Raw genomic sequence first — 24,739 nt, 5'->3', positions numbered from 1 at the left:
AGCCGGTGGCCATGTCGTCCATGGCCCCCTCGGTGGAGCCTCTGTCCCGACGGTGGTTGTTCGGCGCCTCTGTCGTAGCGTTCTTTCTCTCGTTTCTACAAACTCCCGGCCGGCTCGCGGCCGACACCAAATATGACCTCACCCAGAATCCGATCGGATTCCTCGAACGGGCTGCACATCAGTGGAGCAGCCAGGCGCCGATGGGCCAGGTCCAGAACCAGGCCTACGGGTACTTCTTTCCGCACGGTGCCTTCTTCGCGCTCGGCGACGTCCTCAGCATTCCTCCCTGGATAACCCAACGCGTGTGGTGGGCCCTGCTACTCGTGGCCGGGTTCTGGGGCATCGTCCGTCTCGCGGAGGCCCTCGGCGTCGGGAGTCGGTCATCGCGCGTCATCGCCGGAATCGCCTTCGCACTTTCCCCGCGCGTCCTCACCACCCTCGGCTCGATCTCCTCGGAAACTCTGCCGATGATGCTGGCCCCGTGGGTTCTGCTGCCGCTCGTCGTCGCGTTCGGCAATCCGAGTCCCGCAGTCCGCTCCCCGCTGCTGTCGCGTTCACCTGCGCGGCTGGCGGCACAGTCGGCGCTGGCGGTGGCGCTGATGGGTGCGGTGAATGCCGTCGCGACCGCCGCAGCATGCCTGGTGGCGGGCCTCTGGTGGATATCGCACCGGCCCAACCGACGCTGGTGGACGTTCACCGTGTGGTGGTTTCCGTTTCTCGCACTCGCCACCCTGTGGTGGATAGTTCCGCTCCTGCTCCTCGGGACGGTGAGCCCGCCGTTCCTCGACTACATCGAATCGTCCGGGGTGACCACCCAGTGGACCTCGCTCGCCGAGATCCTCCGCGGCACCGACAGCTGGACGCCGTTCGTCTCCCCCGAGCGCATCGCCGGTGCCGTCCTCGTCACCCAGCCCGCCGCGGTTGCCGCCACCGGAGTCATCGCGGCGGCCGGGCTGGCGGGACTGTGCATGCGCGCGATGCCTGCGCGCGGACGCCTCGTGCTCATCCTGTTCGTCGGCGTCACCGGACTGGCCGCCGGCTACATCGGTGAACTCGGATCTCCCGTCGCGGAACAGGTGCGTCTGTTCCTCGACTCCACCGGCGCTCCGCTGCGCAACGTGCACAAGCTCGAGCCGCTGGTGCGGCTACCACTGGTCCTCGGACTCGCTCATCTGCTCGCCCAGGTGCCCTTGCCGGGTTCGGTCCCGGCGGTACGGTGGCGCCGCGCCCTCGCTCATCCCGAACGCGAACCGATGGTCGCGGTCACCAGCCTGGTCCTCGTCGCCCTGACGCTCGCCACCTCCCTGGCCTGGACGGGGAAACTCGCACCGCGCGGGACCTATCCGGAAGTGCCCGACTACTGGCAGCAGGCCGCGACCTGGCTCGAGCACAACGCCGGCGGAATGAGCCCGGACGAGTCCGACGCCGAGCGAGCACTCGTCGTACCGGGTGCGCCTTTCGGCAGTCAGGTGTGGGGGCTGACCCGCGACGAACCGATCCAGGCGCTGGCAACCACACCGTGGGCGTCCCGCGACGCGGTCCCACTCACCCCGCCCGGCACGATCCGCGCGATGGACTCGGTCCAGCGCCTCATCACAGACGGCCGCCCGTCGGACGGTCTGGCACCGACGTTGCTCGGCCAGGGCATCCACTACCTGGTACTCCGCAACGATCTCGATCCCGACACGTCGCGGTCGACGCGACCGATCATGGCCCACCAAGCGGTCACGGGCTCACCCGGTCTGACCCGGGTTGCCGAATTCGGCGAGGACATCGGGCCCGGCGAGGTGGACGGCCTCGTGATCGACAGCGATCTCCGGCCCCGGTATCCGGCCATCGAGATCTTCGCGGTGTCGATGCCCGACGGCTCCCCGGCGACGAGCGGCCCGTACACCGCCGAACTCGACGACGTCCCGCTCGTGCAGGGTGGCCCGGAGTCGCTGCAGCGCCTGCGGGAGAACGGGACCCTTCCCGGGGCGGGGCCGGTGCTCCTCGCGGCCGATGCCCAGCGGGCGGGGTTGCCGGTGCACGACGTCACCGTCACCGACACTCCCCGGAACCGCGAGACCGATTACGGTCAGGTCGACAACCACAGCTCGGCGCTGCGGTCCCCGGAGGACGCGCGCCGCACCCACAACCTCGTACCCGACTATCCGGTCGCCGATACACCGCTGGTCGAGGGCAAGTGGGAAGGTGCCCGGCTCAGCGTGTCCAGTGCCGCGTCCGACGCCACACAGCTGGGCGGAACCTCACCTGCCAGCAGTGCCGCCGCTACCGTGGACGGTGACCCCGCGACGGGCTGGTTCAGCAACGGCATCGAGCGGGCGCTCGGCCAGTGGCTTCAGATCGACTTCGACACTCCTCCGACGAGCTCCCTGCTGCAGATCACGACGAGCCCGGCGGCCATCGGCGCCCCAGTCCGCTGGATGGAGGTGTCCACGCCCAACGGCAGCACCGCCGTCAAGGTGGATGCACCCGGGAAACCGATCACGGTGTCCGTCCCAGGCGGCGACACTCCGTGGGTGCGGATCACCGCTACCCGCACCGAAAACGGTTCCCCCGGAACTCAATTCGGGATCAGCGAGGTGTCGGTGCAGGATTTTTCCCGCCGCGACGCCCCACCCGTGACCGTCCCCATCCGATACCGCACGGTGCTGCCTCCCACCCCCGACGGCGCGTCGGTGTCCGGGTGGAACCTCACCCAGGAGTTGCCCGGCCGCAATGCCTGCGCCGAGGCCCCTGACCGTGTCCGCTGCAGCAACGCCTTCGCGCTGCCACCGGAAGAGGCCGGCACTTTCCAGCGCACCTTGTCGGTGCCCGCCCCCACCGCCGTCACACCGCAACTCACAGTGCGGGCACGCCACGGCGCCGCGCTCGAAGAGCTTCTGACCCGCCCGGACCGACCGACTGCGGACGGCACGAGCAACATCGGCGATCTCCGCGGATCCGCCTTTGCCGCCACCGACGGTGACCTGCGGACCAGCTGGTCTGCCATGCAGGACACCACCAGCGGCAAGGGGGCGAAACCCACACTCACCCTTCGCCTTCCGGAGCCCACACTCGTCACAGGCCTCGAGCTGACCCCCAGCGCAGGAGCCATACCCGCCGCTCCGACGACGGTCGCCGTCGACCTCGGCGACGGTCCTCAGGTCCGAGACGTCGGCGACGATCTCACCGTCACCGTGGAACCCCGCGTGACGGATCGGATCGTGCTCAGCCTGGTGTCGTGGCAGGACGTACTGGATCAGAACGCCCTCGGCTTCGCGCAGCTGCAACCCGCGGGGCTCGCCGAGGTCGGGGTGCTGGGTGCGGACGGCGCCCTGCTGCCGGGGTCGGGCCCCAGCGACGATTCCGGTGACCACCCCGTCTCGGTGCCCTGCGAGGAGGGCCCGGTGATCTCGGTCGCCGGACGCCTCGTGCGCACGAGCATCTCCACCACCGCGGAACAGTTGCTGTCGGGTGACCCCGTGCCGGCCACGCTGTGCGATTCCCCCGCCGCCGTTCCGCTCGCCGCCGGCGCGCAGGACGTCGTCGTGCAACCCGGGTCGGCTTTCTTCGTCGACGATCTCCGCCTCGACGCGGGCGCGGGCACGGACGCGCGTGCGGTGCCCACCGAACAGATGTCGACCACCGCCTGGACGGAGAATCATCGCGAACTTGCCGTTTCCCGGTCGGAGTCCGATCGCCTGGTCGTCGTCCCCGAGAGCACCAATGTCGGCTGGATCGCCACCGCACCGGATGGACGCGAACTTGCCCCCGTCGTCGTCGACGGGTGGCAGCAGGGATGGATCCTGCCGGCCGGAACAGAGGGCACCGTCACCCTCGACTTCCCCACCGACCGCTGGTACCGCCTGGGCATCTTCGGCGGGCTGCTGCTCCTCGTACCGCTGATCGCAGCGGCATGCCTGCCTCGGCGCGCACGGGAAGCTGTCCGGAACCCCGGCGCCGCGCCGAGGACATGGGGCAGCGCGACAGGCGGATGGCTGGGACTTCTCGTGGCGTCGACGGTGATCGCCGGGCCGGTCGGCGGCGCGACGACCATCCTGCTGACCGCGCTCGCCGCCGGCCTGATCCGGCTACGCGGATCTGCCACCACCGCAAGGGTTCTCGTCGGTGTGGCAGGTGCCTCCACGATGCTCGGGGTGGCGATGCTCTCCACAGGACCGTGGCGTGCGCCCGGTGGATACGTGGGGCACTCGTTCCTCGTTCAGTTCCCGGTGCTGGTGGCGTTGATCGCCGCCGGACTCGCCGTGCTGCCCGTCGGTGGCTCCGCGGCCGCGCGGCGAGTATTCCACCGGATGACCGCGCGCCGTGCAGGTTCCTCCACCAGCGCGTAGCTGGCCGAGGCCACCGCAATACTGAGCACCGCGGTGAGGATCAGTACGTAGACGAAGTGCCCGGCGAACGGCACGAGACCGAACACCGGAAAGACGATCGAGAGCACCGCCAGGTGCCAGATGAAGATTCCGTACGACCAACGGCCGACGGCCAGAGCAATGGGACTGGCCAGGAATCGGTGCCGCGACGTGTCGGACAACACCAGCGGCGCCATCAGCGCGAAGCTCATCACGGCACCGAGAGCCATCTTGATGGCGTATTGCCACGGTTCCGGTCGTACCAGTCCCTCCGGCCCGGCGAGCTCGGTGGTGGTCAGACCGAAGGCCACCGCCGCGACCAGAAACATCGCGACCCGGTGCCGTGCCCAGCGGTGCATCCGCCCGGGTGGGCACACCGACAACTCGGCCAGCACCATCCCCGCGCCGAACCACGGCAGGTATCCGGGCAACCAATTGTCATGATGGATGCCCTCCGGCGCCGGGATCGGCAGGAAGGCCCACGTCAGGCTCACCGCGATGAGGGCCGTGATCGCGGGGATCCGCAGTCGGGCGGCCGAGCCCCGCAGTCGGACCAACGCGAAGGCCAGAAGAGGAAGCACCAGATAGAACGCCACCTCCACCGACAAGCTCCACATCTGGGTGAGCCCGTCCGTGAGGGTCAGCGGCACGAACACCTGCACGAGACCGAGATTCGCCCACCAGGTCCGGAAACTCGCGTGCGCGGTGGGGAGGAATGTAAGGACGACCGCCACCGCGACCCAATAAGCGGGCAGGATGCGCGTGGCCCGCGACAACCAGTACCGCACCATTCCCTGCGCGGGTCCCAAGCCCCGTGCGGCCCCGGCGTGCCCGCGCCACAACAGAAACCCCGACAGCGCGAAGAACACAGCCACCGCCAGATCGAACCGTCCCCAGATCCGACCCCAAACCGCGGTGTGCGTCGCTCCAGTCTGGAAGGCGACATGCGTCACCAGCACACCGAGAGCGGCGAGCCCACGCATTCCCTCGAGAGCGGGAATGAACCCTCGAGGTGTGTCGCGGGTCTCGGCGGGCACCGGCGCCTCCGAGGTCGGAACTGAACTGGTCATCAACAACAGTGTGCCTGGTCCCGGCCTCGAGACGGAAAACTGCGCCCGTGTCACTTCGCTGGAGAAGCGCCGGTGCGTTTACTATCCGATGGGGCAAATGGGCCTTCGGGACTGTTAGTGTTTTGCCTCACGTGGTGTCGATGTGGGCTCCATGCGATCCGTGCAGCCATGCTGCCGGTGGGGGAATCTCAATCGACAGAATTGGGTTAGGAGAGACAGCATGGCGGAGCGCTCAGGGCCGAGCCGGATACTTGCTTGCATTCTGGTGGGCCTCGGTGCCTTCCTCTTGGCCGTCGCCATACTCATTCCCACCTACACGGTGGGCAAGTTGGAGAAGACGCCGTTGGACCTCGAAGTGACGACGATTGCCGAAGGCTCCGGCAGCGTACTCAATTCGCAGGCTCTCCTCGCAGGCAAGGCCGAAGTAAACACGAACGTTCCACTGGTGTCACAGCGCTACGTCACCACCGAAGACCCCGCGAACGCGGATGTTGTCACTCTCCAGGCGGGGCAGACACTGCGGCGCACCGACAAGCAGGGCGACACCGGCCTGCTGTCCGCGATCGTCGACCGCAACACCGTCGACCGCCAGACGTCGATGCCGACGAACGACCCGGTCGGCACCATTCAGACGCAGCCCAACCAGCCTGCCGAGGAAGTTCCGCGCGACGGACTGCAGTACAAGTTCCCGTTCAACGCGGAGCAGAAGAGCTACCCCTACTTCGACCTCAGCGCTCGCGCCACGCAGGACATCAACTTCGTCGAGGAGACGGAGATCAACGGCCTGAAGGTGTACCACTACAACCAGACCATCGAGCCGGTCGATCTGTCGAAGGTGGTCAACTCGCCCACCAACAAGCTGACCCTGCCCGCCGAAGCCTGGGGGGTCCCCGGCGGCACGCTGCCCGTCACCATGACGCGCTGGTACACCAACGTCCGCGACCTATGGGTCGAGCCCGAAACCGGTGTCGTGGTCAAGGGCCAGGAGCAGCTGCACCAGTACTACGCCCGCAACAAGGCCCGGCCCGAAATCGATGTCCTCAAGGTCGAACTGCCCTTCAACGAGGAGACCATCGAGTACCAGGTCCAGCAGGCCCGTGACGGAATGGACAAGATCAGCACCTTCGGGCGCACCGTCCCGATCATCGCGGGCATCCTCGGCCTCATCGCACTCATCGCGGGCATCATCCTCGGACTCCGCGGCGGCAAGGGCCCGCAGCCGGCCCGGACCACCGGCGGTGGCGTACCCCCTGCGGAAGGTGGACGCCACTATGAAGGTTCGGACGCGCCGACGGAACAGCACGACTGGACCACGGACAAGACCGAAGAAATTCCGGTCGCCGATCCGCGCAGGTACGACCAGCGGTAGAGCAGTCCACCCGGACACCACGTAGACACGACGAAGGGGACCTCGGAAATAGCCGGGGTCCCCTTCGTCGTGTCCGCGGCCGGTGGGCTGGGTGCCGCACGAAGCGACCCGAGCGAGCGACCTAGACCGCTACCGCGTGCCGGGCGCTCCGGACCGCGAGAACGCTTGCGACCACCGCGGTGCTCGCCGCAACGGTGACGGCCACACCGATGAACTGACCGACGGTGGAGGCGAGGGTGAGCATGCCGGCCATCTCGACGGCGAATCCGATCCAGGCAATGACTGCCAGGTACGTTCGCTCCCCGGCGATGGCGGACAGCAGGGCACCTTGGAGCACCGCCAGGCAGGCACCTTGGAGGGCGAACAGCCACAGCAGTGACTGCACCGGCTGGTACGCCTCGCCGACGAGGAGTGGGACCAGCGGGGCGCTCACTGCGACGACCGCGACCAAGACGGCGCCGAGGCCGACCAGGACGGCGATCGCCGATCGGACGGCCTGCACGGAGTGTGCTGGGTTGGCCATCCGGGGATACAGCACCACACCGACCGCCTGTGGAAGCCAGAACGCGGCTTTGGTCGCGACCGCGCCGAGGGCGTAGAGACCGGCGTCGTCGTTGCTGAGGACTATGCGGGCGAGGACGAGGTCCATCGACGACAACGCGATCAGCGCCAACTGCACCTGCGACGCCTTCAGGACGGCCGCGACTCCGATGGGTGTGCTCGTCGCCCCGGCCGGGTCCGGGTCGGCGAACACTCGCGCGGCCAGAGCGACGACGCCCGTTCCGACTGCACTGGCGGCGAGCGCGAATCCCGGTCCTCCGCCCACGGCGAGGACCACGACGGCGGGGACGACCTTCGCTATCCCGGCGCCGGCGAGGACGATGCTGAGGGGACCGAAACGCGCGGCGCCCTGCAGGAGTCCCTGTTCGGTGGCGAGCAGGACCAGCACCGGCGCGGTGATCAACGCGGAGACGGTGGCGAGCATGCCCGTCTCCAGTGCCCATGCCACTCCAGGTGCGAGGAGAAGCGCCGCGATTCCGACGATGACGGCGCATCGATAGCCGAGTTGACGCACCGCATGCGCACCCCGGCCCCGGACCACTTCGCGCGCAACGACGGTCTGCAGCGCGAGCGCAGGCACGGCCAGAACCAGCTGGGCGGCCAGCAGGCTCGCGAACTCGCCGTAACCGGCCGGCCCGAGCCAGCGGCTGGCCGGAAGATGCAGCAGGTAGGACGCGACGTTCGCGACCATCGACCCGGCCGTCACCATCGTCACCCCGGCGACTGCCGAGGTGGTGAGGCTCTGGCGGGTCATGCGCCCCATGATGCACTACGCGGCGGACGAGCCGAGCTGATGTACCACGTATCGTGGCCGCTCATGACCGCCCGGAGCCGAACACTGTCCGTTCCGGCGGGCTACAGCCTGGTCTTGGCCGCAGTGATTCTCGGCCCTCTTTTCGGACCCGGATATCTGCTGCTGCGTGATGCGGTGAGCACACCCCGCTCGTACCCGACGGATTCGGCGTTGGGTCTGACGGACGCCGCGGCGCGCGCGGTACCGCAGGACGCGCTGATCGCGGCGCTGAGCACGATTGTCGACGGTGGCCTGGTGGTGAAAGCGGTCCTGTTTCTCTCCCTCTGGGCCGCCGGTTGGGGCGCGGCCCGGATGGTGCGCGCCGTGCTGCCCACGGCGGGGCTCGGCTCCCAGCTGGTGGGTGCGACGGTGATGCTGTGGAACCCGTACGTAGCCGAGCGACTACTCCAAGGTCATTGGAGCCTGCTGGCCGGGTATGCGGCGCTGCCGTGGACGGTGTGTGCCGCGCTCGCCATTCGCCGGGGTCGACGGGAGGGCTGGTTCGCGCTCGCCGCCTGCTTCGCGGCAGCAGGCCTCACCCCGACCGGTGTGATGCTCGCGGCAGTGACGGCGCTGGCGGTCCTGGTGGTTCCGGGCGGGCGGTCGTCTGCGCTGTGGAGGTCGGCCGGTGTGTTGGTGCTGTTCGGTCTCGCGAGCGCGCCCTGGCTGGCGGCCACCGCGCTCTCCACGGGAGGTGCCGACAGCTCCGACCCCGCCGGGGTCGCGGCGTTCGCGGCGCGCGCCGAGCCGGGACTCGCGACAGTGGGCAGCCTGCTCGGACTCGGCGGGGTGTGGAACGACGCTGCCGTTCCGAACAGTCGCATGACGCTGTTCGCCCTGGTAGGCACGGTGATGTTGCTCGCCGTGGTCCTCTGTGGTGTACCGGCGTTGTGGCGGCGACGTCGCCATCCCGTGGTGAAGGCCCTCGCGGTCCTCGCCGTGGCAGCGGTAGTGATGCCGACGATCGGCGCCACGCCCTGGGGTCTCGACCTCGGCCGGTGGGCGGTGCAGAACGTGCCCGGCGCCGGCCTGTTCCGGGACGGGCAGAAGTGGGTGGCCGCGGCGGCACCGCTCTACGTTCTGGCCGCGGCCGCGGCGGTGCTGCGACGCCCCGCCCTCTCGTCGGTGTCGGCCGTCCTGATCGTGGTGCTGGCCCTGCCCGACCTCGTGTGGGGTGTGGGCGGCGCGCTCCGGCCGGTTCGGTACCCACAATCATGGGAGCAGGTGACGTCCCGGCTCGAGGCCCAACCGGACAGCGGTGACGTCGCGGTCCTGCCCACCGGCATGTTCCGCCGATTCCCGTACAGCGGGAAGGCGGCCGTCCTCGACCCGGCGCCCCGCCTGCTGCCCGTGGACGTCCTGCAGTCGGGTGAACTGGTGGTGGACGGGCGTGCCGTCGCAGGCGAGGGTTCCCGCGCGCAGAAGGTGGAACGGGTACTCCAGGGCGGGGGTTCGCCCTCGGATCTGGCGTCGCTCGGGGTGCGCTGGGTGCTCGTCGAGCGCGACACGCCCGGGCCGCACGGGCAATCCGCGACCACGCTGGCGGCGCTGCAACCGTTGTTCTCGGACGAGCATCTCGCGTTGTATCGAGTGGACGGCGACGTGACGGCCCGGGAGGCGACCGCGCAGATGCGGGCGACCGTGATCGCAGCACACGCGCTGTGGGCAGCGCTGCTGATCGGCGGACTACTCGGCGCCGGCGTGTTCGAGGCCCTGAAGCGCACGGAGCGTGCGGTCCCGCGCCTCCGGACGCGGCAGCACCGGCGACACCAGTCCTGAGGTCCGCAGACCTGCGGCGGTACCGGCGAGCACCTCGTGTACACCGTTGCCGGTCTGCTCCCAGGAGAATTCTCCCGCACGCACGCGTGCCTTCTCACCGAGGACCATGCGAGTCTCCGCGTCGAGGAGCAACGCGCTGACCGCCGCCGTGAGGTCGCCGACATCGGCGGTGGCGGCGTCGATGCCGCCGACCAGGACCCCGGTCACGCCGTCGACGATCGAATCCGTCAGGCCCTTGGAGCTGCGGTAACCCACGGTCGGAACACCGTGCTGCGCAGCCTCGATCACCGCGAGACCCCATCCCTCCTTGCGGGAAGGCATCACGTGCACCCACGACTGTGACAGCAGTTCGTGTTTGCGCGACTCGTCCACGTGACCGTGGAAGGTGACTGCGTGACCGATGCCGAGTTCGTGGGCACGGTCTCGGAGGTTCTGTTCCCACCAGCCGCCGCCGATGACGTCCAGGTGCAAGTCGGCGATCGTAGGCCGCAGGGCCGCAACAGCTTCGAGAGCGTCCTCGATCTGCTTGTGCGGGACGAGACGCGAGAGGACACACACGCTCGGGTGGCCGGTACGGGTCTGCCCGGAGCCGACCGCGACGCCGACAGGAATGTCGTCGGCACCGTTGCGCACGACGGCGATCCGTTCGCGCTCGACACCGAGTTCGACCAATTCATCGGCCGAGGGCAGCGACACGGTGAGGTACTGGTTGTCGCGGTGAGTACGCGGGGACAGTCGCGATTCCACCCACCAGCCGATCTTGCCGACCAGCCTTCCTGCGACCGGCCACTGCTCGCGGTGGCAGTGATGCACCAGCAGCGTCACCGGTGCACCCGCGACGGTGCGGGAGAAGAAGGGGATGCCGTTCTGGGTATCGATGACAGCGTCCGGGCGGATGCCCTTGAGGGGTCCGAACCCGAGCCGTCCTGCCGCAATGGCCGCCAGCGCCCGCGGGTAGACGCTGTACCGACCGCCCGCGCGACTGATCTCGATACCGTCGACCGTCTCTTTCTTGGGCGCGCCCCGGTAACCGGCGGTCCGCAGAGTCACCTTGATTCCCCGCGCGGCGAGCTGCGCCCCGACCTGCTCGAGATACCGCTCACTGCCGCCACCCTGCGGGTGCCCGGTGTCTCGCCAGCAGAGCAGCAGAACCTCGTGCACGTTCATGAACTCCTGTGGTCGGTGCGGCTCTTTCTCGGTCCGAGGCGGGGTTGCCGCTCGATAGTCCTCGAACACCCTATCGGTCGTACTGGGTCGAGCGTTGCAGCGTCGCGCAGGATTGCCGTCCGCTGGGCCCCAGTCGCTAAGGTTCTTATCCGTGACGACGCCACCCGTGACCCGACGATTCGGTCGACGGGCAACCTTGAAGCGGTCGTTCGGGCTGCTGAGCGACTTCCGGCACGAGCAGACCGCGCCCGACCTGTTCTACGGTGCACTGGCCCGCGATTCGGTCGAGCTCATCGGCGACCTGTACTGCGGACTCACCGACGACGACCTCACCGGAACCACGGTGCTCGACGTGGGCGGCGGACCGGGCTACTTCGCCGATGTCTTCCTGGAGGCCGGTGCCCGGTACGTCCCGGTCGAACCCGACCCGTCGGAGATGCACGCAGCCGGTCTGACCGTGGGTGGGGCCATCCGCGGTTCGGGGCTCGCGTTGCCGTTCCGCACGTCCTCGGTGGACATCTGCTTCTCCTCCAATGTGGCCGAGCACGTCAGCAAGCCGTGGGCGATGGCCGACGAGATGGTCCGGGTCACGAAACCCGGCGGCCTGATCGTCTTGTCGTACACGTTGTGGTGGGGACCGTTCGGCGGGCACGAAACCGGCCCGTGGCATGCACTGGGTGGCGAATACGCCGCCCGCCGGTACGCCCGGAAAACCGGTCGTGAACCCAAGAACCGCTACGGCGTGTCGTTGTTCAAAGTCGGTGCCACCGAAGGTCTTCGGTGGGCCGAACGCACCACCGACGCCGAGCTCCTCGCAGCGTTTCCTCGCTACCATCCGCGGTGGGCGTGGTGGATGGTGCGGGTCCCGGGCCTGCGCGAATTTCTGGTGAGCAATCTCGTCCTCGTGCTGAAGAAGCGCTGACCGTGGCCCGCCTGGCGCTCGATATCGGCGGCACCAAGATCGCCGCCGGACTTGTCGCCGAAGGCGGCACCGTCCCGGAACCGTCGATCACCCCGACCCCCGCGTCCGGAGTCTGGGACGCGTCCGCCACGCTGTTGCGCGAAGTCGCGGCCGACGCCACGATCACCTCCGTCGGCATCGCCTGCGCGGGACCGGTCGACTCGACGAGCGGTCGTGTCTCCCCCATCAACATCGACGAGTGGTCGGCCGGGTTCGGCCTGGTCGACGCCGTCCGCGGCCTCTTCCCCGACGCGCGGACGCGGCTCGCCATGGACGGCGCCGCAGCTGCCCTCGGCGAGCATCGCCACGGAGCCGGGCGCGGAACGGCGGATCTCGTCTCCCTGGTGGTCTCGACGGGCATCGGCGGCGGTGTGGTTCTCGGTGGGCGTATCGCGACCGGGCGCACCGGGAACGCCGGGCACATCGGTCACCTGGTAATTCCGGGTGGCACCGAGGCCTGCACCTGCGGCGGCGTCGGCTGCCTCGAAACGGTGGCGAGCGGTCCCGCGGCCGTGCGGTGGGCGCGTTCGCAGGGCTGGCACGGTACGACGGGCATCGACATCGCGGCATCGGCAGTGTCGGGCGACCCTGTGGCCGTCGCAGCACTCGACCGCGCGGGTACCGCCCTGGGCGTCGCCATCGCCTCCGCTGCGGCGTTGCTCGATATCGACCTCGCCGTCGTCGGCGGCGGATTCGCCCAGGCCGGTCCGGCGCTTTGGCAGCCCCTGCGCGCGGCCGCCGCCCGGCACGCCCGCTTGACGTTCGTCTCGGATCTGCGCGTCGTACCCGCGGAGTTGGGCGCCACCGGAACGCTCGTCGGGGCCGGAGTTCTCGCGCTCGACAGCTGAAGCCCCCCTCGATCCGGGCGCCAGTTCTCCCCTTCTATTCCGAAATTCTGTAACGTGTTCTAGTGTTCAGGGTCACACCACGTTCAGTCGAGGAGGAGGTGACTCGTGAGCACGAGCGCTGCCCGATCTGCCGACGACTCCACCCATCAGTCCGAGGTCGCCCGACCCAGCAGCTCCAAGCGCGACCCCGAAATCCTGCGCGAACGGCTCGAGCGGTGGCTGTCCGCCCAACTGCCCGTCGGCACCGTCGCCGAGGTCACGCACGTCCACCTTCCCGATGCCAACGGAATGTCCAGCGAAACCATCCTGTTCGACGCCGTGTGGTCGGGCGAACGACATCCGCTGGTCGCCCGGGTAGCCCCGGCCGACAGCACCATGCCCGTCTTCCCCCGCTACGACCTCGACAACCAGTTCCAGGTGATGGCCCAGGTCCGCGAACACTCGTCGGTCCCTGTCCCGGTCGTCTACTGGTCCGAGACGAATCCGGAACCACTCGGTGCGCCCTTCTTCGTCATGACCCGGGTGTCCGGGCAGGTCCCGCCGGACGTGATGCCGTACAACTTCGGGTCCTGGGTGACCGAGGCGACCGGCGCCCAGCGCGCACGACTCCAGCACACCTCGGTGGAGGTGCTCGCGAAACTGCACGACATCGACCGCCCGTGGGACCGGTTCGATTTCCTGCGACTCCCCGATGCAGGCCCGACGGCCGCCGAGTCACTCGCCGCGCACATCCGCCAGCAGCGTGAGTACTACGAGTGGACCACCCTGTCGGGGCCGCGGTCCCCGCTGATCGAGCGCAGCTTTGCTTGGCTCGAGGAGAACCGTCCCGACGATTCGTCACCCGCCGTCTTCTGCTGGGGAGACGCCCGCATCGGCAACATCATGTACGAAGATTTCCGGCCGGTGGCGGTACTCGACTGGGAGATGGCCACACTCGGACCGCGTGAACTCGATCTCGGATGGATGGCGTACCTGCATCGGTTCTTCGAAGACATTGCCGAAGTCGCGGGCTTGGGCGGTCTCCCCGACTTCCTGCGCGTCGACGACATCGCCGCGACCTACGAGGAACTGACGGGCCACGCTCCCCGCAACCTCGAGTACTACACGGTGTACGCGGCGCTGCGGCAAGCCACCATCATGCTGCGAATCCAGACCCGCGCCATCCACTTCGGGCAAGCCGTCGCACCGGAAGACCCCGACGACATGATCATGCACCGCGCGTCGCTCGAAGCGATGCTCGACGGCACGTACGGGGAGAAGCTCCGATGAACGCAGACTTCGCGGGCAATCCGCTGTCACCGATGGACGACTACCCGGTGCATCAGGTGGCCGAGCCGATCCGCCGGGTGGGGACGTCCGACCGGAATTTCTACGACCGTTATTACTTCAATTGTTACCCGTCGGCCGAGACGGATCTGTTCCTCATCGTCGGTCTCGGCCAGTACCCCAATCTCGGTGTGGCGGACGCGTTCGCGGTGCTACGCCGCGGTGACGACCACATCGTCGTGCGCGGTTCCAGGGCCCTCGGTCCCGACCGCTCCGACACCACTGTCGGACCGTTCCGCGTCGAGGTCCTCGAGGGGCTGCAACGACTGCGGATCGTGCTCGAACCCGGCGAGTACGACCTCTCGTTCGACCTCACCTTCGACGCCGCCGTCCCCGCGACGCTCGAGCCACGACATTTCCGCCGCCAGCTCGAACGGGTCACCTTCGACACCAGCCGCTTCGTCCAGACCGGTACCTGGACAGGCGAGCTGACGATCGACGGCGCACCACGATCGGTCACGCCGGACAGCTGGCGCGGCAACCGCGACCGGTCGTGGGGAGTACGCCCGGTCGGCGAATCCGAGCCGCCCGGCAGACGCGCCGTGGATGGTATCCAGAACTTCTTCTGGATCTACTCGGTCATGCAGTTCGACGACTACTCGATCTGCGTGGTGCTGCAAGAAGACGAACGCGGCAGGCGCATCGTCGAAGAGGCGGTCCGCATCTGGCCCGACGACGGTCGTGAGCCCGAGTGGCTCGGCAGGCCCGAGCACGAGCTGAAATTCGAGCCCGGCACCCGGGACGTGGCCGCGGCTTCACTCACCTTCCACCGGCCCGGGCGTGAGACCGTCAGTGTCACCTGCGAATTCCTGGTTTCGAATTACATCGGGATCGGCACCGGCTACGGGCTCGAAGCCGACTGGCGGCACGGGATGTGGCAGGGCGAGCTGGTGGTTCAAGGACTGCGCAAGCAGGCGTCCGAGATCGATCCGGGACTGCGCATGTTCTGCCCCGTCGACAATCTGACCCGCTTCCGTCTGGACGACGGTGGCGACACTGTGGTGGGCACGGGACTTTTCGAAGTCGCGGCGATCGGCCCACACGCACGTTATGGATTCGACAGTTTCACCGACACCGCTCGCTGACCGGGTGGGCAATCAACGAGGGAATGGAAGAATGACCGACTACGACAAGCTCTACATCGGCGGCAAGTGGGTAGCGCCGTCCACCGATCAGGTGCTCGAAGTGTTCTCTCCCGCAACCGAAGAACGTGTCGGCTCGGTTCCGGTTGCCGGGCCGCAGGATATCGACGCCGCCGTCGCCGCCGCGAGACGCGCATTCGACGACGGCCCGTGGCCACGCATGTCGCCCACCGAACGGGCGCAGGTGATTGCGAAGGCCGCGAAGCTCCTCGAAGAACGCACGGCCGAGATCGCCGGCGTGCTCTCGTCGGAGATGGGTCAGCCTCCCGCGTCGGTGCAGATGATGCAGGTGACCCCGTCCCTCGCCACGATCAACTACTTCGCCGGACTCGCCGATTCGTTTCCGTGGACGGAAGAACGTTCGGGTGCGTTCGGCCGCTCCCGCGTCACTCGGGAGCCGGTCGGTGTCGTGGCCGCCGTGATCGCCTGGAACGTGCCCCTCTTCCTGGCGATCAACAAGTTGGGCCCGGCCATGCTCGCCGGGTGCACGATGGTACTCAAACCGGCCCCGGAGTCACCGCTGACCACCAATATCGTCGGCGAGATCTTCACCGAGGCCGGACTCCCAGAGGGTGTGCTGTCGCTCGTGCCCGGTGGCGCCGAGACGGGTGAGTACCTCGTCTCGCACCCCGACATCGACAAAATCACCTTCACCGGCTCCACCGCGGTGGGCCGCAAGATCGGCGCCATCGCAGCGCAGAATCTCAAGCGCTGCTCCCTCGAGCTGGGCGGCAAGTCCGCCGCGATCGTCCTCGAGGACGCCGATCTCGCGTCGACGATGCCGATGCTCGTGATGTCCGGGCTGATGAACACCGGTCAGGCCTGCGTCGGTCAGACCCGCATCCTGGCGCCGCGGTCGCGGTACGACGAAGTAGTCGAGGGCATGGTGGCCACCGCCGCTTTCTTCCCTGTCGGACTCCCGTCCGACCCGGCGGCGCAGCTCGGTCCTCTGATCTCCGAGAAGCAGCGGGAACGAGTCGAGGGCTACATCGCCAAGGGCAAGGAGGAAGGTGCGCGCCTGGTGCTGGGCGGCGGACGTCCAGCAGGCCTCGAGACCGGGTACTTCGTGGAGCCGACGATCTTCGCGGACGTCGACAACTCCATGACCATCGCCCGGGAAGAGATCTTCGGGCCCGTGCTGTGCGTGATTCCCTACGATTCCGTCGACGAGGCCATCAAGATCGCGAACGACTCCGACTACGGGCTCGCCGGCTCGGTGTACACCACCGATGTCGAGAAGGGACTCGAGGTGGCAGCCCAGGTCCGCACCGGTACCTACGGAATCAATTGGTACGCCTTCGATCCCGGTTCCCCGTTCGGCGGATACAAGAACTCGGGCGTCGGGCGCGAGGACGGACCGGAAGGCGTCGAAGCCTTCTGTGAGACCAAGTCCGTGCTCTACCCGCCCGGCTACACAGACTAGGCGGCTCCGCCGCCCGTGCGCCTTTCTGGTAGCTGCTGCTACCAGAAAGGCGCACGGGCGCGAAGCGCTTCGACGTCTAGCTGCCGAACTGGATGCCATCCAGCGGGCCGCCGACGAAGACGATCTGCGGCAGCGTGGTCTGCGGGTTCGCGACGGTACTGAGCGAGAGGCACTCGCCGATCACCGCGTAGGCGCCGTCCGCGAGTTCCGATGTGGTGAACGTCTTGACCGCGTCACCGGTGGCGTTCGCAACCACCCGTTCGGGCAGTGGAGTCATCCACGCCGCAAATCCCGGCTGGAGAACGACGGCGGGGTTGGAGAGGACTTCCGGGAGCCTGGTGGCGTCGAACGCGACTGCGCCACAAGACTGTGGATCGGTGAGCTCGAAGACATTCGGGTTGGTCACCGTGATGTCGAGGGTGTTTCCGTCCACCTCGGTCACCACGGTCGGAGGGGCTACCTCCGTTGCTGCCGAAGCAGTCGCCGGCATGGCCATGGATACGGCGGCCGCAGCGGCCGCGGCACATGCGGCACCTCCGGCGAGTCGCTTCATGCCCTTACTGGTTCCTGGCTGCATTCGTCAATCCTTTCGTCGGTGAGCTTCGAAATCATGACACTTACAGACCGAATGGTATGGGATTCGCGGAAGTCCTGCCGGGTTCCCTCCGAATCGGTCGGGTTTGTTCAATGCAGACACCTGCCCGGGCGGCACACTGGGACCATGACCAATACAGACGCTGTGCGCCCTGTACCGCACGGATACACGACCATTACGCCGTATTTGGTGGTGGCTGGCGGAGCCGCGGCCATCGACTACTACACCGAGGTGTTCGGCGCGACCGTTGTTCAGCGCATGGACGGCCCCGACGGTTCCGTCATGCACGCCGAGCTCGACTTCGGCAACGGCCGGCTGCAGCTCAGTGATCCGATGCCGACGACGGGCCTCCACGCACCCGACGGCACGAACACCGTCAACCATTCGTATGTGTTGTATTGCGAGGACGTCGATGCCACGTTCCGCCGCGCCGTCGAGCGCGGGGCAACCGTGTTCGAGGAGCCGTCCACTTTCGTGACCGGTGACCGCTTCGGCTCCATCCTCGACCCATTCGGGCACCGGTGGGCGATCATGACCCGCGTCGAGAACGTCTCGGACGAGGAGGCCCAACGGCGAGTCGAGGAGTGGGCAGCCGCGCAGGGCTGACCGTAATCGCCCCTTCGACGCCGAATGCCGCAGTGGTTCAGTCAGACTGAACTACTGCGGCATTCGGTTGTGTACAGGGACTAGCCCAGGCGCTGCTTCAGTGCCTCGAACTCGTCACGGATACCGGACGGCACCTTCTCGCCGAGGAACTCGAACCATTCCTCGATGAGGGGCAATTCCTGCTTCCACTCGTCGACGTTCACCTTCAGTGCCTCGTCCACGTCCGCCGTGTTCACGTCGAGACCGTCCAACTCGAGGTCAGCTGCGGTCGGGACGTAACCGATCGGGGTCGACTCGGCGCCGGCCTTGTGCTCGATGCGGTCGACGATCCACTTCAGGACGCGCGAGTTCTCGCCGAAACCTGGCCACAGGAACCGGCCGTCGTCGCCACGGCGGAACCAGTTGACGTAGAAGATCTTCGGCAGCTTCTGGGCGTCGGCGTTCTTGCCGACGTTGATCCAATGGTTCAGGTAGTCACCGGCGTTGTAACCGATGAACGGCAGCATCGCCATCGGGTCGCGGCGCACGGTGCCCACGGCACCTTCCGCCGCTGCGGTCTGCTCGGACGACAGGGTGGCACCGAGGAACGTGCCGTGCTGCCAGTCGAACGACTCGCTGACCAGCGGGACCGTGGTCTTGCGACGGCCACCGAACAGAATCGCCGAGATCGGCACACCCTGCGGATCGTCCCACTCGGGAGCGAGGATGGGGCACTGCGACATGGGGGTGGTGTACCGCGAGTTCGGGTGGGCGGCCTTCTCACCGGACTCGGGCGTCCAGTCGTTGCCCTTCCAGTCCGTCAGATGCTGCGGGTCGCCTTCGAGGCCTTCCCACCACACATCGCCGTCATCGGTGAGGGCGACGTTGGTGAAGAGCGTGTTGCCGGACTCCATCGTCTTCATGGCGTTCGGGTTGGAACCGTGGTTCGTGCCCGGTGCGACACCGAAGAATCCGAACTCCGGGTTGACGGCGTACAGGCGGCCGTCTTCGCCGAATCGCATCCACGCGATGTCGTCACCGAGGGTCTCGGCGCGCCAGCCCGGAACGGTGGGCTGGATCATGGCGAGGTTGGTCTTGCCACATGCGCTCGGGAAGGCAGCGGCGATGTAGTACGCCTTGTCTTCCGGCGAAATGAGCTTGAGGATCAGCATGTGCTCGGCCAGCCAGCCCTCGTCGTGGGCCATGGCCGAGGCAATGCGCAGCGAGTAGCACTTCTTGCCGAGCAGGGCGTTGCCGCCGTAGCCGGAACCGTAGCTCCAGATTTCCCGGGTCTCGGGGAAGTGGGTGATGTACTTGGTGTCGCTGCACGGCCACGGCACGTCGGCCTGACCCTCTTCGAGGGGCGCACCCACCGAGTGCAGTGCCTTGACGAACGGCTTGTCCTTGCCCAGCTTCTCGAGGGCAGCGGTACCCATGCGCGTCATGATGCGCATCGAGACGACCACGTACTCGGAGTCGGTGATCTCGACACCCAGTTTCGGATCCTCGGCACCGAGAGGTCCCATGCAGAACGGGACGACATACATGGTCCGACCCCGCATGGAACCGCGGTAAAGGTCGGTCATGAGGGCCTTCATCTCGGCCGGGTCCATCCAATTGTTGGTGGGACCGGCTCCGATCTCCTCATTGGTGCAGATGTAGGTCCGCGATTCGACACGTGCCACATCCGACGGGTCGGAGTTGCCGAGGAACGAGTTCGGCTTCTTCTCCTCGTTGAGGCGGGTGAACGTACCGGCGTCGACCAGTTGCGAGGTCAGTCGATCCCATTCGTCATCCGAGCCGTCTGCAAAGACGACGCGATCGGGCTGCGTGAGTTCGGCAACCTCTCGAACCCAGGCGAGCAGCTCACTGTGCTCCGTGGGGGGCGTGCCGTCAGTTCCGTTCAGACCGGGAATGGTCGCTGAGGTCATCAAACTCTCCTGGGGTGAGCCGGAACCGGACCATCTGCCGTCCGTTGCGAAAGAGCCCCTCGCAACGAGTGCCAGACGGTCCGATTTTCCCCTCTCGGCGGGGTCCAGCCAGGCCGTCCATGCCACATGGAAGACGCGGGCGCCGGGTGTCCTATCCCTAGAGGTTAACGCCGCGGGTCCCATCTAGGGGAACCGGGTGCGGTAGGAAAGGTCACAGAAACGATTCAGTAGAGCCGTCCGGCGCCTTTCCCGCGCCTGACGGCTGTTTTCGGGGAGATACTAGCCGTTACCGAGGGTCCCGTCATCAGTCTGTTTCCACTGCGCGACGCCGTCCGTGCCGCGGTGGAATTCCCAGGATGCGTACGCGCCGTTGTCGGAGATCGTCGTCAGGTGGTCGGCGTCGCCGTCGCCGTCCATATCCGAGACGACTACCAGGGCATTTCCGGATTCGAAGGTCTGCGTGTCGAGGAGACCGTCACCGTCGATGTCATGCGTGGGAGCGGTCAGAGCCACCGCTCCGGAGTCCTCACCGAACGTGTCGGGATTGAATGAGGGCACATCGGGGACCAGAAAACTCTCAGCGGTGGCCACGGCGATCTCCCTTCACATCCCACAGTTTCACAGAGAGGCGGACGCAATTCAACATGGTTCCACACACATGTGGACACATTCGGCCGACCGCCTCTACGTAGTCTGACGTTCCGGACGATGTTTCGGTTCCCTCGAGATGTCGCGAATTTCCCGCAGCCCGCGATCGATGGCCGCGATGTCCCGTTCGCATGAAGCAAGCTGACCGTTGCGCCTCGACGTCAGTGTCCGCAACTCTCCGTCGATCGACGCCACCCGAGTGTCGACCTCCTGGGCGCGCGACCTGCTCTCCTCGAGGATCATCTCGCTGATCTCCGCTTCGGCGGACAACAACCGGCCGAGAACCAGCTGCTCCCATTGCGCACGCACGGTCGTGAGCGACTCAGTGGCCCACTGACGCACGTGGGAGCGCTCGGCGATGTGACCACGCGCACGGGCGAGCCACCACGCCACCACGCCGCCGAGGGTCAGGGTGAGCGGAACGGACGCGATGTCGAGGGCGGGCACCACCGACAACGGTGCCACTATCAGGCGGCCCAGCCCGAGACCCGCCGATGCCCCGATCAGGATCGTCATGCGGTCTTCCAGCCCCCGGTGGCGGGGTTCGGGGCGTCCCGAGGCGAGGTAATCGGGTTTCGGGCCGGTGTCCCGCGGAGCGGGCGCGGCGACACCGGCGCGCGCACGCAGGTGGTCGAGTCGCGTGGTCACCACGCCTTCGAGGTCCGCGCCCAGCTGCGCCACGACGTCGGCGAGCCGGTCCGGGTAGTCGGCGAGATCCGCACGTCCCGCCCGATCGATGTCGGCGCGCACCGCCACCCCCGCCGCCCGGATCTGCGTGGACACCTCATGTATCAATTCGACCTTGCCGAGCTGCACCTCGCTGCGCAGTCGAGCAACTCGCTCGGCACGCCGGCCATCGCGGTGCGCGAGCAGGTGGGTCCGTTCGGCACGAAGGTCGGCACCCGAATCGGCCTCCCGGATGGATCGGCCGGTTGCCACGATCATCCGGCGAGTCTGCTCGAGAACCCTTTCGGTGCCCGACCGCGCGCTCCTCGATTGGCCACCCGCCGCGGACAGGAGGGCCTCGAGCAGTGCCTCGACCCCGGATCCGCGGGCCGGGCCTCCCCCGACTCCGGCCGCGACCGGGTGGATGGTCACGTCGGCGAACCGCTCCGCATGACCGGCGAGCAGGGCGCGGTCACGCTCGCGGACGGTGGCCCACTCTCGGTGGACATCGATTTTCGTCAGGGCGAACACCACCGGGCATGCGGGACGCAAGACCACGTCGAGAACGGACAGTTCCTCGCGCCCGAGTGGCGCGGCGGCGTCGAGCACCATCAGCACCACGCCGGCGTCGAGCGGGTCGTCGACGAGATCGAAGGCGGACTCGTCGAGGGAACGGAGCGCGTCGACGAGGGTGGTCTTGCCCGCCCGACGTAGCCCGGCGACGAAGAGCTCGTGTCCGGTGTCGGTCCGGGCCCCGAGCCGGACGGTTGCTGCGGGATTCCACCGGGAAACGACATCGACGGTCTCCGCGGGCAGATCCGTCAACTCCTGCGTCATCCGGGCCCGCGGGCGGCGAGGGTCCGGCCGTCGTCCGGACTGCCGCCCATCCGCCGCCAAATCCGTAGGTAATGCCGCCGGACGTCGACGATGGCCCGTCGTTGCCGGGCAGTGGGGTTTCCACTGAGTTGCGTGCGCCACCAGTGCGCGCACCGGACGGCGTCCTCGGCGGTGCCGGGCTCGGCCGGCGCCTCCCGATTCCAGTCGACGAGGTGGAGTCGGCCGGCCGCGGCCGCGAGCGCCACGGCGGAATCTCCCGCGAGGTACTCCTCGAGTGCGTCGCGGACCCCGGCGTTGCGGGCCGCCAACGACCGGAGAGAAAGGAGCGCACACTCGCCTCGGTCCGCCCGGACGTGCGCAACTCGAGCGGCGACCGCTCCCACTACCTCGTCCACACCGCTGGCCGTGCGCAACAGGGCGGTGACTGCCGGCGCGTCGAGTTGCGCATTCGCCTCGAGCGCCGCGCTCGCTACCGCGACACCGTGGGCATCCCACACCGAAGAAAGGTCGCGCGGACGCTGACGAAGGACGGGCAGGTCGGCCTCCGTCACAGCTCGTGCGGTCGCCAGGGAGCCGATCAGCGGCAGCACGGGCAGGCCGGCGTCCGACGAGCACTCCGCCGCCCGCGCGAGCGCCGCCGCCCACACCTCGGCCGGCTCGCGTGATTCGCCGAGTGCGTCCACCTTGTTGAGTACGAGCAGTGCGCGCTCGGCGTCCACCCCGGCGACTGCCACACGGTCGGCGGCACGCACCGATTCGACGAGAACACACACCACGACGTCACCGTCCAAAACGGGGTCGGGCGCGCCGGGCACATCGAGCGGACCGGGCTCTTCGATCACGGCACCCGGAATTGCACCTTCTTTTACTGCGGTCGCGACAGTGGTTCTCCCCACACCCGCACGACCGGTGATGTGCACACGAATCGGCGCGCGGAGTAGTGCCGCGACTTCCCGAACGCTCTCCCCCGCCGCACGGTCCGATACCGCCACCCGATCTGCGAGTTCGTCCAATTCGCCGCCCCCGGCATCTACAGTGCCCATGACGCGATCACCCCCCTTCGTACCGTCAGGATTCTGTCAGACTTCCGCGAAACCGGCGTGGGCAACCATGCAGGCTGCGCCGCCGATCGACCAGAAAGTCTCAATGTCAACTTCAGACCCGTATGCCAGAAACGCCCCCCATGCGTGACAATGGTCCGGTGAACCACGCCGATCAGGAAGCACCCGCCGTCCCCGAGGAGGGACAGACTCCGCGTAAGACGGGATCTCGACTGCACCCCCGGGTGACGAGTTTCCGCTCCCGCCGGGGGGCGCTGACCCCTGCCCAGCAGGAGTCGTGGGATCGGCAGTGGCCGAAAATCGGTGCCGAGGTCTCCGACACCCGCCTCGACGCGGCCACCTGGTTCGGGCGCGACGCACCTCTGATCCTCGAGATCGGCTCGGGCACCGGAACCGCCACAGCGGCGATGGCGAAAGCCGAACCGCACGTCAATCTGATGGCCGTCGAGGTGTACCGCCCCGGGCTCGCACAGCTACTGCAGCAGATCGAGCGCGACGGCATCCCCAACATCCGTGTTCTGCGCGGTGACGCCATGGACGTTCTCGAGAATATGGTCGAACCCGAATCGCTGACCGGTGTCCGTGTCTTCTTCCCGGACCCGTGGCCGAAGGCCCGTCACCACAAGCGCCGCCTGTTGCAGGCCCCCACCTTTGCGCTGATCGCGAGTCGGTTGAAGCCCGGTGGTGTGTTGCACGTTGCAACCGATCACGCCGAGTATGCCGAGGCGATCGCCGAGGCGGGCAACGCGGAACCGCTGTTGACCTCCCTCGACTGGGAGTCCCCGATGACACACGAGCGTCCGGTGACGAAGTTCGAAGACAAGGCCCATCAGGTCGGGAGTGCGATCACCGAGTTGATTTGGGGGAAGATCAGGTCATGAGCGTCAGCGAGCAGTACATCTCCGGCGGGTTGCCTACGGGCTCTGCCGGCACCGCGGTGTCGTCAGGATCTCCCGTGGTGGGTGCACGTGACGGACGCCACCAGAAGCGAGTCCTTCTCGTCTGGGACGCGCCGAACCTCGACATGGGCCTGGGCGCCATCCTCGGCGGTCGCCCGACGGCGGCCTACCGGCCACGATTCGACGCCCTCGGCCGCTGGCTCCTCTCCCGGACCGCCGAACTGTCGGCGTCCGGCACCGACACACTCGAACCCGAAGCGACCGTCTTCACCAATATCGCGGCTGGCAGCGCCGATGTTGTGAGACCGTGGGTCGAAGCCTTGCGTAATGTGGGCTTCGCGGTGTTCGCCAAGCCGAAGATCGATGAGGACAGCGACGTCGACTCCGACATGCTGGACCACATCGCGCTCCGGCATGGTGAGGGGCTGGCCGGTGTCATGGTCGCCTCCGCCGACGGTCAGGCATTTCGTGAACCGTTGGAGAACATCGCCGCGACCGGCATACCGGTCCAGATACTCGGGTTCCGCGAGCACGCCAGCTGGGCGGTTGCGTCCGATCTTCTGGACTTCGTCGATCTCGAGGACATCCCCGGCGTGTTCCGGGAACCACTTCCTCGGGTCAGCCTCGACACATTGCCCGACGAGGGTGCCTGGTTGCAGCCGTTCCGACCGCTTTCCGCCCTGCTCGTCGGGCGGAAGAGTGCTGCCGAGTAGGAGTTGATCA

Annotated in this window: 18 protein-coding genes and 1 pseudogene; 11 read left to right on the top strand and 8 right to left on the bottom strand. The window is 67.7% G+C overall.

What is annotated here, in order from left to right; translation table 11 throughout:
- Positions 1-11: 11 nt before the first annotated feature.
- Positions 12-4,337, top strand: a complete 4,326-nt coding sequence (locus GFS60_RS20735) for an alpha-(1->3)-arabinofuranosyltransferase (protein WP_159927397.1) — start codon at positions 12-14, stop codon at positions 4,335-4,337.
- Between the two features lie 23 nt (positions 4,338-4,360).
- Here GFS60_RS20735 and GFS60_RS20730 read toward each other — a convergent pair.
- A pseudogene (locus tag GFS60_RS20730) lies at positions 4,361-5,425 on the bottom strand (acyltransferase family protein); the annotation flags it as partial.
- A 220-nt stretch (positions 5,426-5,645) separates the two neighbouring features.
- Between GFS60_RS20730 and GFS60_RS20725 the strand changes: the two are divergent.
- On the top strand, positions 5,646-6,794 hold the full coding sequence (locus GFS60_RS20725; protein WP_109333274.1) for a DUF3068 domain-containing protein: 1,149 nt from the start codon (positions 5,646-5,648) through the stop codon (positions 6,792-6,794).
- A 121-nt stretch (positions 6,795-6,915) separates the two neighbouring features.
- On the opposite strand, the gene GFS60_RS20720 is transcribed toward GFS60_RS20725, so the two are convergent.
- On the bottom strand, positions 6,916-8,118 hold the full coding sequence (locus tag GFS60_RS20720) for a polysaccharide biosynthesis protein (RefSeq protein WP_159924139.1): 1,203 nt from the start codon (positions 8,116-8,118) through the stop codon (positions 6,916-6,918).
- Positions 8,119-8,172: 54 nt separating this feature from the next.
- Here GFS60_RS20720 and GFS60_RS20715 point away from each other — a divergent pair, with 54 nt between their 5' ends.
- Positions 8,173-9,927, top strand: a complete 1,755-nt coding sequence (locus GFS60_RS20715; protein WP_159924137.1) for a hypothetical protein — start codon at positions 8,173-8,175, stop codon at positions 9,925-9,927.
- Here GFS60_RS20715 and GFS60_RS20710 read toward each other — a convergent pair.
- Complete coding sequence (locus GFS60_RS20710; RefSeq protein ID WP_159927396.1) at positions 9,835-11,088, bottom strand: glycosyltransferase family 4 protein; 1,254 nt, start codon at positions 11,086-11,088, stop codon at positions 9,835-9,837. The genes GFS60_RS20715 and GFS60_RS20710 overlap by 93 nt on opposite strands.
- Positions 11,089-11,260: 172 nt before the next feature.
- On the opposite strand from GFS60_RS20710, the gene GFS60_RS20705 reads away from it, so the two are divergent.
- From GFS60_RS20705 to GFS60_RS20685, 5 genes are all read left to right on the top strand, one after another.
- Positions 11,261-12,016, top strand: coding sequence for a class I SAM-dependent methyltransferase (locus tag GFS60_RS20705; protein WP_159927395.1), 756 nt, complete (start codon positions 11,261-11,263; stop codon positions 12,014-12,016).
- 2 nt (positions 12,017-12,018) lie between these two features.
- Positions 12,019-12,903: an ROK family protein gene (locus tag GFS60_RS20700; RefSeq protein WP_159924135.1), complete on the top strand. Its 885-nt coding sequence runs from the start codon at positions 12,019-12,021 to the stop codon at positions 12,901-12,903.
- Between the two features lie 105 nt (positions 12,904-13,008).
- Positions 13,009-14,172 carry a phosphotransferase family protein gene (locus GFS60_RS20695; protein WP_159924133.1) on the top strand — a complete coding sequence of 388 codons (1,164 nt, stop codon included), beginning with the start codon at positions 13,009-13,011 and terminating at the stop codon, positions 14,170-14,172.
- Complete coding sequence (locus GFS60_RS20690) at positions 14,169-15,314, top strand: hypothetical protein (RefSeq protein ID WP_159924131.1); 1,146 nt, start codon at positions 14,169-14,171, stop codon at positions 15,312-15,314. The genes GFS60_RS20695 and GFS60_RS20690 overlap by 4 nt, the downstream gene beginning before the upstream one ends.
- Positions 15,315-15,345: 31 nt before the next feature.
- Positions 15,346-16,794: an aldehyde dehydrogenase gene (locus GFS60_RS20685; protein WP_159924129.1), complete on the top strand. Its 1,449-nt coding sequence runs from the start codon at positions 15,346-15,348 to the stop codon at positions 16,792-16,794.
- A 76-nt stretch (positions 16,795-16,870) separates the two neighbouring features.
- Here the strand turns inward: GFS60_RS20685 and GFS60_RS20680 are convergent, their stop codons facing one another.
- Complete coding sequence (locus GFS60_RS20680; RefSeq protein ID WP_230989960.1) at positions 16,871-17,371, bottom strand: hypothetical protein; 501 nt, start codon at positions 17,369-17,371, stop codon at positions 16,871-16,873.
- 144 nt (positions 17,372-17,515) lie between these two features.
- Between GFS60_RS20680 and GFS60_RS20675 the strand changes: the two genes are divergently transcribed.
- Complete coding sequence (locus GFS60_RS20675) at positions 17,516-17,995, top strand: VOC family protein (RefSeq protein ID WP_159924127.1); 480 nt, start codon at positions 17,516-17,518, stop codon at positions 17,993-17,995.
- An 80-nt stretch (positions 17,996-18,075) separates the two neighbouring features.
- Here the strand turns inward: GFS60_RS20675 and GFS60_RS20670 are convergent, their stop codons facing one another.
- The 4 genes from GFS60_RS20670 to GFS60_RS20655 all read right to left on the bottom strand — a co-directional run bounded on the left by GFS60_RS20670 (position 18,076) and on the right by GFS60_RS20655 (position 23,099).
- Positions 18,076-19,905 carry a phosphoenolpyruvate carboxykinase (GTP) gene (locus GFS60_RS20670; protein ID WP_159924125.1) on the bottom strand — a complete coding sequence of 610 codons (1,830 nt, stop codon included), beginning with the start codon at positions 19,903-19,905 and terminating at the stop codon, positions 18,076-18,078.
- A 279-nt stretch (positions 19,906-20,184) separates the two neighbouring features.
- Positions 20,185-20,496 (bottom strand): DUF6802 family protein, encoded by a 312-nt coding sequence (locus GFS60_RS20665; RefSeq protein WP_159924123.1) that lies wholly within the window; start codon positions 20,494-20,496, stop codon positions 20,185-20,187.
- Positions 20,497-20,589: 93 nt separating this feature from the next.
- The gene (locus GFS60_RS20660) at positions 20,590-22,056 is read right to left on the bottom strand and encodes a hypothetical protein (protein ID WP_159924121.1); all 1,467 of its coding nucleotides are present in this window, start codon (positions 22,054-22,056) and stop codon (positions 20,590-20,592) included.
- The gene (locus GFS60_RS20655) at positions 22,053-23,099 is read right to left on the bottom strand and encodes a hypothetical protein (RefSeq protein WP_159924119.1); all 1,047 of its coding nucleotides are present in this window, start codon (positions 23,097-23,099) and stop codon (positions 22,053-22,055) included. The genes GFS60_RS20660 and GFS60_RS20655 overlap by 4 nt, the downstream gene beginning before the upstream one ends.
- 122 nt (positions 23,100-23,221) lie before the next feature.
- Between GFS60_RS20655 and trmB the strand changes: the two genes are divergently transcribed.
- Together trmB and GFS60_RS20645 are read left to right on the top strand one after the other, a co-directional pair.
- Positions 23,222-23,998 carry a tRNA (guanosine(46)-N7)-methyltransferase TrmB gene (gene trmB, locus GFS60_RS20650; RefSeq protein ID WP_201453407.1) on the top strand — a complete coding sequence of 259 codons (777 nt, stop codon included), beginning with the start codon at positions 23,222-23,224 and terminating at the stop codon, positions 23,996-23,998.
- Complete coding sequence (locus tag GFS60_RS20645; RefSeq protein ID WP_109333301.1) at positions 23,995-24,729, top strand: NYN domain-containing protein; 735 nt, start codon at positions 23,995-23,997, stop codon at positions 24,727-24,729. Before trmB ends, GFS60_RS20645 begins: the two co-directional genes overlap by 4 nt.
- Positions 24,730-24,739 lie beyond the last annotated feature (10 nt).

The sequence above is a fragment of the Rhodococcus sp. WAY2 genome, from assembly GCF_009859915.1.
Lineage (GTDB): Bacteria > Actinomycetota > Actinomycetes > Mycobacteriales > Mycobacteriaceae > Rhodococcus_F > Rhodococcus_F oxybenzonivorans.
This window is presented reverse-complemented; position numbering and strand designations above follow the sequence as displayed.